The sequence below is a fragment of the Vibrio sp. 14G-20 genome (genome assembly GCF_026241515.1).
Classification (GTDB): Bacteria; Pseudomonadota; Gammaproteobacteria; order Enterobacterales; family Vibrionaceae; genus Vibrio.
In genome coordinates this window covers 57,175-69,894 of record NZ_JAPHPW010000016.1, presented here as the reverse complement: position 1 = coordinate 69,894, position 12,720 = coordinate 57,175, and the positions used below count along the sequence as shown (strand labels likewise).

The window sequence follows — 12,720 nt, the reverse complement described above, 5'->3', positions numbered from 1 at the left end:
GGCACTTTTTGTACGAAAAACTATCAATAATGTGATCCAGTTTTATTAATTAGAATGAATTATTCCAATTTAATATAAAAAGTTGACGCGCAAAAAATCTACTACTAAGGTGAAAATGAATTCAAAAAAGAGACAATTCATTCCGAAAAATGAAATTTTGGTTAACTCAAGGAGAATGGAAGAATGAGTGAGCAAGAAAAACGTACGGTTGTTTCCGGCACAGTAACAATGACACCATCAGAAGCGTTCGTTGAAACTATGGTTGCTAATGATGTTACCGACATGTTCGGCATCATGGGGTCAGCATTTATGGACGCAATGGATATCTTTGCTCCTGCTGGCATTCGATTGGTCCCAGTGGTACACGAGCAAGGTGCTGCTCACATGGCAGATGGCTACTCTCGTGTATCTGGTCGCCATGGTGTGGTTATCGGGCAGAATGGCCCAGGTATTAGTAACTGTGTAACTGCGATTGCAGCGGCATTCTGGGCACACAGCCCGGTCGTTATTGTGACGCCAGAGACTGGCACTAAAACAATGGGATTAGGTGGTTTCCAAGAGTGTAACCAACTTCCAATGTTCCAAGAGTTTACTAAGTATCAAGGACACGTAACGCACCCAGACCGTATGGCGGAATACACAGGTCGATGCTTTGACCGCGCAATGAGCGAAATGGGTCCGACTCAACTGAATATCCCACGTGACTATTTCTACGGTGAAACTCAAACCGAGATCCCGAAACCCGCGCGTTTAGACCGTGGTCCGGGTGGTGAGAAGTCTCTGAATGAAGCGGCAGACCTGATTGCTGAAGCGAAATTCCCAGTCATCATTTCTGGTGGCGGCGTGGTAATGGCTGACGCAGTTCAAGAGTGTGCGGCACTGGCAGAACGACTAGGCGCACCGGTTGTAAATAGCTACCTACACAATGACTCTTTCCCTGCTAGTCACCCATTATGGTGTGGTCCTTTAGGCTACCAAGGTTCGAAAGCAGCAATGAAGTTGATGGCTCAAGCGGATGTGGTTATCGCGTTGGGTACACGTCTTGGTCCATTCGGTACCTTGCCTCAACATGGCATGGATTACTGGCCAAAAGACGCAAAAATCATTCAGATCGATGCAGACAACAAGATGCTTGGCCTCGTTAAGAAGATCTCTGTTGGTATCTGTGGCGACGCAAAAGCAGCGGCTGTGGCATTGGCTGAAAGACTAGAAGGTCGTGCACTGTTGTGTGATGACAACAAAGGCGCTCGCCAAGACACCGTGGCAACAGAAAAAGCGTTGTGGGAAAAAGAGCTTGATGAGTGGACGCACGAACGTGACTCGTTCAGCTTGGATATGATTGAAGAAAACTCACACGAGACTCCGTTCTCTGGTGGTGAATATCTTCACCCACGCCAAGTACTTCGTGAACTAGAAAAAGCGATGCCAGAAGACGTTATGGTCTCAACGGATATCGGGAACATCAACTCAGTGGCAAACAGCTACTTACGCTTTGAAAAACCACGCAGCTTCTTTGCAGCAATGAGTTTCGGTAACTGTGGCTACGCGTTCCCAACCATCATTGGTGCGAAAGCGGCAGCACCTCATCGTCCTGCTATCTCTTATGCAGGTGACGGTGCGTGGGGTATGAGCTTGATGGAGACCATGACATGTGTTCGTCATAACATTCCAGTGACAGCCGTGGTATTCCACAACCGTCAATGGGGTGCAGAGAAGAAGAACCAAGTCGACTTCTACAACCGACGCTTTGTTGCCGGTGAACTTGAAAACCAAAGCTTTGCAGAAATTGCACGAGCAATGGGTGCTGAAGGTATCACGGTTGATAAGCTAGAAGATGTAGGTCCAACCTTGCAAAAAGCCATCGACATGCAGATGAACGAAGGCAAAACAACCATCATTGAAATCATGTGTACTCAGGAATTGGGCGACCCGTTCCGCCGAGATGCACTATCAACACCAGTTCGTTTCCTAGATAAATACAAAGATTACGTATAAGTCATAGGAAGTTTGTCCGGCCACAGAAATCTCGAGAGTGTTAGAGAAAGTGCTATCGAGAATGTGGTCGGGCAATACGAGCGGGCATTGGCAAAGTACTTAGGTGAAGAACGTAAACGCTTAGTTCAATAATTTCCAGTTAAACATTAGAACACTAATTAAATGTTTATTAGGAACATAAGTGGTTCTAGCTATATAAAATTTGTTACTCGTTATTATTAATCGACCATTAACTCATAGCTCCTTAGTGAATGGTTCTATTACTGATACTTGTTTATGAAGATATATACTTATTGTCATTTTAGAAAAATACAATAACGACACTCGTTGACTATTGGTTAATCGTTATTATTGGTTGGTTTTTATCATAGATTGATAGGGTTGTTGATATTTGGATTTTACCGGATTTAAATTAAGTGAATCGTAGTATGCATGTTGTGAAAAATAAACGTTATATAAGCTCACTCGAAGAGCTGTATGAAATAATCGATTCACTCATTGCTGAGTGTAGTGGACATCGTGATTTGATTTATAACGTGTGTGATTATGAAAATAATAACTTGATGCCGAGCTTAGGCCGATCAAATCGAAAGAATATTCGCCGTGTCGAACAAGAGCTTCTCTCGACCGTGAGAGTTTATGGTGGGCATTCGTTGAGTGCACACGAGATAAACGATTGGTTACTGATGTGTTTAGCCAAGAAACAGGGGTTTCCAACCCGTTTACTTGAATGGACAGATAACCTGATTAATGCGCTGTGGTCTGTATGTCATAGCCAAAGTAAAGACTGTATCAATATTATTAAAGCCATTGATTATCATAAAGTTAGTGTTTTCAACTCACCATGTGACCTCAATAGGACTCAGATATTCAATGTGGCTGATTGTGATCAGCAAGAGCAACGAAAAGATAAGTGGTATTCCATTCACCCATTTAAGGAAGGTGGCAATGATGCCATTCAGCCTTTGTACGATGAAAAAGAATATTCAAACGGTCTAGTATCCGTTCATATTCTTCCATCAGCGAAAGTAAACCTGATAAAGGAATTAATCTCCATGAATGTTTTAAATGAACCGACAGAATATATTGAAGAGAAACTGGCTGATTTGAAAAATGAAGCCCATATAGACAGCAATCAAGCAATTAATAAAGGCGAGGGTAATATCGAGTTACAAGTTAATACTCATGATCGCCAGCTTGAGCAGTATGGCCGAAAGTACCATCAAGATTTTGATTTCGACTAAAGTCTAATATTTCTAATGATTTTATTTAGACCTCATATAAATCTAGTGATTACGAGATAAATAAAATCAGAACACTAATTAATTTATAAAAAGATGAAATCTGTGAGCTTAAAGATTGTTTATAAAGTAACTCGAAGTTAGAGTGGTGAATCTTGTTATCAAGTTGTTAAATTTTCACAGATCTAGTTTAAACACTCTAATAAAAAAGTGGCGCAAAGCTACTGAAATTTAAACCAATAACGAAAACATAAAGGATTCTGGAATATGAATATGCAAACCAATGCAGCGACATTCGTGCTGGAAAACCAAGTCGACACCGCCTTTTTACAGTCTTTTAGTGATGCATGGAATAACCATGATATTGAAGCGCTAATGTCGTTTATGACCGAAGACTGTGTCTTCCACACCGTGGCAGGAGAAGGCGAACTTGGAAACACTATCGAAGGGTACGAAGCCGTTCGTAATAGCTTTGAATTGGTTTGGCAGAACTTTCCAGATGCAGCCTGGAGCGACCCTGTCCACTTTGTGTGTGGCGACCGCGCGGTAAGCGAATCAACGTTCTCTGCGACTAACCCTGATGGCACCGTCATCGAAGCTCGTATGGTTGATGTGTTTACCCTGAAAGAGGGAAAAATCAGCGTAAAAAATGCCTTCCGTAAAACACGACCTCTTTTGACTCCTAACAACACTCCCAAGAGCTAGACACGAAACCACAACCCGTTCACGTGTTATGACTAGGAGAGTCGAATTATGAGTTTAGTAATGGAACAACCGGCAGCCGATGTGCCACCAAAGGTGAAAAGCACCCGAGCACAAGAAAGTACCCAAGCAAAAGAAAGATACGATCCAAAATACGACCCACTTAAAGACAAGAGCCCAGGTCACGGCAAGGAATACGCCCCGACTTATTGGGTAGATACCGCAGGCGTGCCACCTGAAGATGATGGCCCAATTACATCGGATATGGATGTCGATGTGGCGATAATCGGTTCAGGCTACACAGGCCTAAGTACTGCGATACACCTTGCTGAAATGTACGGCATTAAAGCGATTGTGATTGAAGCTAACCGTATGAGTTGGGGCTGCAGTACCCGAAATGGTGGTCAGGCTCAGTGTGCGTCAGGACGTTTGAAGCGTTCTCAGTGGATTGAACGCTGGGGATTAGAAACCGCGCTAAAAATGCACCGCGAATGCGTCGATGGCATGAACACATTTAAGTCTCTAATCAAAGACATTGATTGTGACCCGCAGCCGGGTGGTCACTTATATGTTGCTCACCGTCCAAAAGTGATGGCAACACTCGAGAAAGAAGCCAAGTTGCTGCGTGACACGTTTGATTACGATGCGCAGATCTTAGATGCGGAAACCGTAAAGCGTGATTACGTCGGCGACCAAGAAGCAGCAGGCGCAATGCATGAGCCAGAAGGTATTGGCATCCATGCAGGGAAACTGGCGTTTGGTTATCTAAGAAAGGCGCGAGCACTCGGCGTAAAAGTTCACCCAGCAAGCCCTGTGATGGGATGGGAAACTCGCAACGGTGTGCATTACCTGAAAACGCCTGGTGGTGTGGTTAAGGCTCGTTCTGTCGGTGTTTGTACCGGTGGATACACCAGCCAAGGTTTGCATTCAGAGCTTAAGAATCGCTTATTACCCGTACTTTCTAACTCGATGGTGACGCGTCCGTTAACTCAAGACGAAATCGCTGCGTGTAACTTCAAAACTAATCAGGTGATTACTGATACCAGAATTTTGCGTCATTACTACCGTTTGTTACCCGATAACCGAGTGCAGATCGGTACACGCAGTGCCATCAGTGGCAAGAATGCACCTGACAAGAAATACGAAGACATGTTGAGAGCGGATTTAACTCGAAAATTCCCTTCTCTCGATCAGATCAAAATCGATTATTCATGGTGGGGGTGGGTAGATGTTAGCCACGACATGATGCCAAGAATCTATCAGCCGAATCCAAAGCAATCCATATTCTACGCACTAGGGTATGGCGGCAATGGTGTGATGTACTCCGCTCAAGCAGGCAAGCGCCTCGCTCAGTGGATCGCAGGTGAAGGTCATAAGCTTGACTTGCCAATATTTGAATCAAAACTTCCGTTCCCCAACGTGAGGGAAGTGGTGGAATCTGAGATGTTTGCACCATTTCGAAGAGTAGGGCAACAGTTCCTTTATCAGTGGTATTCGCTAAAAGATGAAGTGCTTTAGCTACTCGAACATTGTTTCCAAAATAGGGAAATAGAACTACGACCAGGAAAGTTGTACCAGGTCACCTTGTGAGCAAAGTACAGGCAGGAAGTCTGTATGATATGAAAGGTTAAGACTATGAAATTGATTAAAAATAAAATTATTGCTGGCGTCACAATTGTAGCAACAGCGATGCTATCTCATACCGCGGCAGCAGCAAATTTTAAAATGGCTATCGGAGATGCTGCTGGTGGTACTCAGTGGGAATTAGCGACCTCATTTTCTGAATTGATGGAGCAAAAAACAGACGGCAAAGTCAAAATCGACCTGTTCCCGAATGGTCAATTGGGCAACGAGCAAGACACCGTTAACGACGCGGCAATCGGCCTTCTCGACTTCTCAGTATTGGCGATCAACAACGTGACGCCTTTCTCTCCAACGGTTGGTCTATTGACCATGCCTTATGTCATTCAAAGTGCAGAAGAAGCGGTGCTATTAACTCAAGGCCAAGTGGGTCAAGACCTTGTCGATAACACCATTCGTGATGCTGGCGTTCGTATCGTTGGCTGGGCTTATTCTGGTTTTAGGGTTCTGACTAACTCTAAAAAATCAGTGGCTTCACCAGCGGATCTAAAAGGACTAGTGATTCGTGTTCCTCGTAACGAAATCATGATTGCTTCCTACCAAGCATGGGGCGTAAACCCAACACCAATGGCATGGTCAGAAACATTTACTGGCCTGCAGCAAGGTGTGGTTGATGGACAAGACAACCCATACATCACTGTGCATGCGATGAAGTTCAATGAAGTACAAAAGTACGTCACAAACCTTCGTTATATCTTCTCTCTTGAGCCGCTAATCGTCAGTGAAACAGTCTTCCAACAACAGACGCCTGAAATGCAAAAAATCATTCTTGAAGCGGGTCAGGAAGCGACAGAGCACAGCTTTGCATACTTAGAAAATACTGAAAACAAGATCCGTGAAGAACTGCAAGCAAAAGGCATGGTCTTCACTGACCCTGCAGACAACGAGCAAGAGTGGATCAGCAAAGTCACTAAGTCAGTTTGGCCTAAGTTCTATTCAAGCATTGGAGGCAAAGACAAGCTAGACGACGTTCTTGAGTTACTAGGTAGAAAGTAACGATTAGATTCGCCCTATCTGCTGTTCTTCGCGACTTAATCACCTAGCGATAGAACGGTTAGGTAGGGCATTTACATGGCTTTACTCGTTGATCTGTCCAGTACCTGATCTTTTTAGTACCGCGAGCGACTGGTTGTCATGTGGAAATCAACATTGGAGGTTATATGTCAGTCGCTAAAACAATAAAAAAGCACCTTAACAACATTGAGGAATATACATGTTGTTTGTTGCTAGCAAGCTTTGTCCTATTGCTGTTCACACAAATCCTTACTCGTCAGCTTTTCGATTACTCAATACCTTGGGGTGATGAAGTCGCTACTTACATGTTTGTTTGGTTTGCCTATCTAGGGGCTGTTGTTGCGGCCAAGATGTCGGCGCATAACCGAGTCAGTTTTCACTTCAAGTTCTTCCCCCCGATTGTTCAGACCGTCTGTGAAACCATTGCTGACTTCTTATGGCTGCTGTTTAACGGCTACTTTGTTTATCTCAGCTACGATTTCGTGTTCAACAAAATGAATTTGTTCTGGAAGTCTCAGACGACAGGCATCCCAATGAAATACTTCTATATGATTTTGCCAATCGCATTTTCTCTAATGATGCTGCGCATTATCTGGAACAACTACGAGCGCTTATTTAAGGGCGCTAAGAACGAAGATCCTGAAGTCAAAGAACTGCGCAAAATGACGGCACAAAAGTCATCACAGTAGTCGTCACAGAGAATAGCCGTAATAGAGAGATGTAATAATGGAATCCTATTTAACTCTAATTTTATTTGGTGGTTTCTTAACCCTGTTAATTCTGGGTGCACCAATCACAGTATCACTGGCCGGCGCTTCAATGGCGGCCTATATGTTGCTCGACAAAAACCCCATCGCTTTAGTACAAATCGCGTTCACTTCGGTGGGTAACTTCCCATTAATGGCGCTGCCAGCCTTTGTTCTTGCTGGCGCATTAATGGAGGCGGCGGGTATCTCCAAACGTCTGGTGGATATTGCAGAGAGCTTAGCCGGACCCGTGACGGGTGGCCTTGGCGCTGCAACCGTGATGGCGTGTTTGTTTTTTGGTGCTATCTCAGGTTCAGGCCCTGCAACCACAGCAGCGGTAGGCATGCTAATGGTGCCTGCAATGGTTAAGCGAGATTACGATAAGAGTTACGCATCGGCAGTAACGGCTGCATCAGGGGGCTTGGGGATCATTATTCCGCCATCCATCCCGTTAGTTATTTTCGGCATCTCAGCAATGGGATTAATGGCACCGCCTGAAGCCATCGCTCAACACGGGCAATTTGCTTCTTTATCTATTCCTAAATTGTTTGTTGCAGGCGTTGTTCCTGGCTTCATCATGGCATCTACACTCGTTGTCACTAACTACTTCATTGCCAAGCGAGAAGGCTATAAAGGGCTGTCTGAGAATTGGTCATTTGGCGAAGTAAGACATGCTTTACGCCGTGGCATATGGTCGATACTGGCTCCATTTTTGATTCTCGGAGGTATCTACAGCGGTATGTTCACACCAACAGAGTCAGCGGTTGTGGCAATTTTCTATTCGCTGTTTGTCGGTGTGTTTATTCACCGAGAGTTATCGTTTAAAAGCACCATCAAATCATTATCGACAACCACATGGATTACCGGGCGTGTGTTGCTGATTCTATTCGCTGCAACGGTATTTGGTCGCTTGTTAATCGAACAAAAAATTCCGGTCGTGGTGGCTGAGTCATTACTAGGTTTCACTGACAATATGTATATGGTGTGGGCACTGACTATTGTGCTATTGCTTTTCGTCGGCATGTTCATGGAAACGTTAGCCGCGATCATGATTATCGTGCCAGTGCTGTTGCCAATTATGTATATGCTAGGCGCGGATCCAACCCACGTAGGTATTGTGGTGGTGTGTACGTTGTCGATAGGTTTTGCTACGCCTCCGCTCGGTGAGAATATTTTTGTCGCCTCGGGGATAGGCGGGGCCACGGTCGAGCAGATCACCGCGAAGATCCACCCCTTTGTTCTTGCATCCGTAGTGGGCGTGTTCGTTATCGCTTTCTTCCCACAAATTACGCTTTGGCTACCGTCCTTAGTGGGCTATTAGGAGAAGTCACTATGAATATATCAAGAATTATCCTTATTGGTTGTGCCGTATTTGCAGTGATCAGTGGTATTGGATTACGTGCCGAACATTCAGAAACAGCGAAAGAAAATGAGCCAGTCAATGTGCTCGAAATTTCAGAGCCACATGTGGTCAGTGACGCTGAAAGAAGAGCCAAAACCCTGCTTGCTAAAGCGGTTGTCCATGTACAAAAAGAAGGCGATGAGAGCGTAAAAGACTTTATGAGTAGCGCCGAATATATAGACGGTGAGCTCTATGTATTTGCGCTTGGTATTGATGGTCAATTCCTTGCCAGTGGTGGCTCTTCAATGGTGTTGGTGGGCGACAGTGTTTTGGATACCCAAGACGTCTACGGTAATCCTTTTTTTAGAGAAATGATCACTAAAGCTGTGCACAACGGGTTTGGCGAAGTTCAGTACCATTGGACTAACCCTACTGATCGCATGGGCGAACCTAAAACGACCTTCTTTGAGCGTGTCGGTGACGTGATTGTTGCCGTGGGGTATTACCCAGAACGCTCCAGTGCAACAGAAGCTAAGCGGTTATTGGCAAGAGCCATGACCGCGATGGTAGAGTCTGAGCAAGACAGCATTGCCGAGTTCAATAATAGTGAAGGCAGCTTTGTTGAAGGAGACCTGTATGTGTTTGTGATAGACATGAACTCCGGGAAACTGCTCGCTCATGGCGTGTCTCCTGAGCTTGTCGGACGGTCACACAATGAAATTCTAAGCCCTGACAATAAGCCAATTCTTACTGAGATGCTGAATCTCGCTAAAGAAAATGGTCGTGGCGTTTACACCTATCAATGGTTAAACCCGCTGTCGAGAAAAGTGGAAACCAAACACACTTACTATCGAGTGATCGACAATAAGCTGGTTGGTGTTGGTTACTACACTAATTCAAACAGCACGTAAAAGTGTTTCTACTGAGCCCTCAACCCCATCAGTTAAAGGCTGAGGACTCGAAATACCGGTTTGTGTAAAAAAGCAATTTAGTAAAATTCACACTGTGAAATTTTTGTTGTGAAATTGTTTAGAAAATACAAGTAGTATGAAATACATGGAAGCAACACAGTAAAGAACAATTTTGAAAAGGGTCAATCAGGATTTTTGACCTACATGAAATTCAAAGCCGTAAGAGGGAAAAACTATGAATATGCTGACACTAGACAAAACAGAACTTCACAGAAACCATTCAACATTTATTGCTGAAGCTGTCTTTGCCGTTGAAATGGTGAAAGCAGACAAGCAACTCGAAAAGCAGAGAATGGCGAAACAGTTGCTTGATACTCTATTTCCTCTTGAGGCGGGTTCACACGAAGACGTGGTGAGCTACGAGATTGATTACCGACATGTTCAGGTTTACTTCAAAAACGGTGAGCACACCGGCCTAAAACGCGCTAAACACTTTGTGGCTTACACTGGTGATAAGTCAAACCCTTCAGCAATATTATTCCGTGACGAAAGCGGTACACACGTTGAAGTGACAATCGGTGCTCGTAAAGGTACTGGCCATTTGGAGTTGGTTGATATTCAAGATATCCAACTTGAGACGTGCACTACGTTTGGCCAAACAGAGGCTAGCCGCTCTTCAGGAATCCGTCACTGGGTGAGCTTAGTGAAAGGCGATGAAAGCGGTCGACCGAATGCATCGAGCGAAGACAAAGAGTTCACAGCGAAGAATGGCGAAGACTACAACCTAGGGTTTTGCTACGCGATTTAATGTCGCTTCTCGATTTTGTATAGCGTCACGATCTAACAGTACTTCGTGATTGAACGCATAACTAATGCCGCGCCACTGTAAGAAGTAGCGCCGCCATCGAGATACCGATTTCTCTTTTACCTTTGGTAACTTTCCCCGCCCCTATAGCGGGGCTTTTTTGTTAGAGCTATAAGTAAATTGGGTGGTTATTAAAATTATCTGTAGAAACTTTGAATGATATTTTACGGTGCGTTATTTTAATTTAATACACTGTATTTAAAGGTTTTTATTTGTTTATTTTATTCTGTTTTTATTGCCTCAACTATCATGATTGACGGTGGTTTGTGTGACTATTGAGCGAAAACTCAGTCAAAATGCTTCGTGCTGTGCTATTATGCGCGTCCTGGGATTGAGCCAGTAAGTCCATTTATCACCTTGCTCGGTGGTTTTTATCACGTTTTATTTTTGTGAAATGGCGAGCCAATCAAGTAGTAGTTGGATATGGAGAGCGTCCTTATATTCGTTGATTCGGATATGCGAACATCATAATTTATGAGTTTTAAATCAAAAAAATACAGTATCGATTCTACTGACTATCAAGTTGGTCAAGATAACGTCAGTAAATGGGGCATGGATGTCCATAACACCGTCTTCGTAGCCTCAGTAGGCTTATCTCTTCTCTTCATCATCACTCTTCTTGCTCTTCCTCCTGCAGATGCTAAAGCTGCAATTGATTCTATTAAGGGTGCTGTTCTATCAAAGTTTGACTTCCTGTTTATGTGGGGAGCCAACATCATGCTAGCGTTTGCTGTTGTTCTTGCTTTTTCACCGTTGGGTAAAATCCGTTTAGGTGGCGAAGACGCGACGGCGGACTATTCAATGTCATCGTGGATTGCGATGTTGTTCGCAGCAGGTATGGGTATTGGACTTATCTTCTGGGGTGTTGCAGAGCCAACTGCGTTCTTCACGAACTGGTTCGGAACGCCATTAGACGCAGAACCTTTCACAGCCGCTGGTCGTGAACTAGCGCTAGGCGCAACCGTATTCCACTGGGGTTTTCATGCATGGGCTATCTATGGCATGACGGCGCTTTGTCTAGCGTACTTTGTTTATAACAAAGGCTTACCGCTATCAATGCGTTCTGTGTTTTACCCAATTCTGGGTGAGCGTGTGTGGGGCAAAACCGGTGATGTAATCGATGTACTAACGGTACTGGTTACTCTGTTTGGTCTTGCGACTTCATTGGGCTTAGGTGGTACGCAAGCAGCAAGTGGTATCAGTCACGTGTTCGGCTTGGAAAACAACATCTTCCTTCAGCAATCTATTATCGTTTTGATTATGGGTTTGGCGATCATCTCTGTTATGCGTGGCATGGACGGTGGTGTTAAGTTCCTAAGTAACCTGAACATGGTTATTGCGTTCGTATTCCTTGGTCTTATCGCTGTATTGAACTTTACGACAGTGCTTGATTCTGTGGCGACTGCGGCAACGGGCTATGTGAAAAACATCGTAGCTTTGAGCCAAAGTGCGGGTCGTGAAGACACAACATGGCTGCATGGCTGGACTGTGTTCTACTGGGCATGGTGGGTAGCGTATGCACCTTTCTTCGGTATGTTCGTAGCGCGTATTTCTAAGGGTCGTACGGTTCGAGAGTTCCTACTTTGCGTACTGATTATCCCAACATTGGTAACGTCGGCTTGGATGTCGATCTTCGGTGGCGTGGCTATCGAGCAAGTAATTAACCATGTGGGACAACTTGGCCTCGACCAAGGCATTACAGACGTATCTCTAAGCTTGTTCTACATGCTAGATGCATACTCGTTCGGTAGCATTCTGTCAGTTCTCGCAGTCGCACTGATCATTGTGTTCTTCGTAACAACGCTAGACTCAGGCTCTATCGTGATCGATGGCATGACTGCTGGTGGTAAACTTGAAGTTCCAGTGAAACAAAAAGTAGTTTGGGCTGTTATCTCGGGTGCTATCGCAATGGTGATGCTGTGGATTGGTGGTACTCAATCTATCCAAGCACTTCAATCTATTACGATTATTGCAGCACTGCCGTTTACGATCATTCTTCTGATTGGTTGTGTGAGCTTGTTGAAAGGTCTACTTACTGAGGTAGATAAAGGACAAGCAAACGTTAGCGAAACAGCGAAATAAAGTAACTAAGCCGTTGAGTAAGTCATTAGGTAATTAACGACTTATTCCAGAGGAAGCGTTATTTCAAAGCTCTCTTGTACTGCAAGGGAGCTTTTTTATGCCTGAGAAGAAATGACAGGTAAGAGAAAGAGACAAAAAAAGAGCCACAAGCGAATCGTCACTTGTGGCTCTTTTCTAGTTT

Annotated in this window: 10 protein-coding genes; all 10 read left to right on the top strand. The window is 44.4% G+C overall.

Going from position 1 to position 12,720, the window contains the following annotated elements:
- Positions 1 to 183 precede the first annotated feature (183 nt).
- The 10 genes from xsc to OQJ75_RS15060 all read left to right on the top strand — a co-directional run bounded on the left by xsc (position 184) and on the right by OQJ75_RS15060 (position 12,539).
- Entirely contained in the window at positions 184 to 1,995 is a 1,812-nt protein-coding gene (gene xsc / locus OQJ75_RS15105) for a sulfoacetaldehyde acetyltransferase (RefSeq protein ID WP_102349957.1), read from the top strand.
- A 428-nt stretch (positions 1,996 to 2,423) separates the two neighbouring features.
- Entirely contained in the window at positions 2,424 to 3,239 is an 816-nt protein-coding gene (locus OQJ75_RS15100) for an FRG domain-containing protein (protein ID WP_265973936.1), read from the top strand.
- Between the two features lie 264 nt (positions 3,240 to 3,503).
- Complete coding sequence (locus OQJ75_RS15095) at positions 3,504 to 3,941, top strand: nuclear transport factor 2 family protein (RefSeq protein ID WP_016767899.1); 438 nt, start codon at positions 3,504 to 3,506, stop codon at positions 3,939 to 3,941.
- Positions 3,942 to 3,989: 48 nt separating this feature from the next.
- Entirely contained in the window at positions 3,990 to 5,456 is a 1,467-nt protein-coding gene (locus tag OQJ75_RS15090; RefSeq protein ID WP_016767900.1) for an NAD(P)/FAD-dependent oxidoreductase, read from the top strand.
- Between the two features lie 117 nt (positions 5,457 to 5,573).
- Entirely contained in the window at positions 5,574 to 6,575 is a 1,002-nt protein-coding gene (locus OQJ75_RS15085; RefSeq protein WP_010431300.1) for a TRAP transporter substrate-binding protein, read from the top strand.
- A gap of 164 nt (positions 6,576 to 6,739) precedes the next feature.
- Positions 6,740 to 7,282 (top strand): TRAP transporter small permease, encoded by a 543-nt coding sequence (locus tag OQJ75_RS15080; protein ID WP_009845769.1) that lies wholly within the window; start codon positions 6,740 to 6,742, stop codon positions 7,280 to 7,282.
- 37 nt (positions 7,283 to 7,319) lie between these two features.
- The gene (locus OQJ75_RS15075) at positions 7,320 to 8,660 is read left to right on the top strand and encodes a TRAP transporter large permease (protein ID WP_009845768.1); all 1,341 of its coding nucleotides are present in this window, start codon (positions 7,320 to 7,322) and stop codon (positions 8,658 to 8,660) included.
- Positions 8,661 to 8,671: 11 nt separating this feature from the next.
- A complete protein-coding gene (locus OQJ75_RS15070; RefSeq protein WP_016793780.1) occupies positions 8,672 to 9,592 on the top strand; it encodes a cache domain-containing protein in 921 nt (306 codons plus the stop codon).
- Positions 9,593 to 9,827: 235 nt separating this feature from the next.
- The gene (locus OQJ75_RS15065) at positions 9,828 to 10,400 is read left to right on the top strand and encodes a hypothetical protein (protein WP_265973937.1); all 573 of its coding nucleotides are present in this window, start codon (positions 9,828 to 9,830) and stop codon (positions 10,398 to 10,400) included.
- Positions 10,401 to 10,931: 531 nt separating this feature from the next.
- Positions 10,932 to 12,539 (top strand): BCCT family transporter, encoded by a 1,608-nt coding sequence (locus OQJ75_RS15060; RefSeq protein WP_265973938.1) that lies wholly within the window; start codon positions 10,932 to 10,934, stop codon positions 12,537 to 12,539.
- Positions 12,540 to 12,720 lie beyond the last annotated feature (181 nt).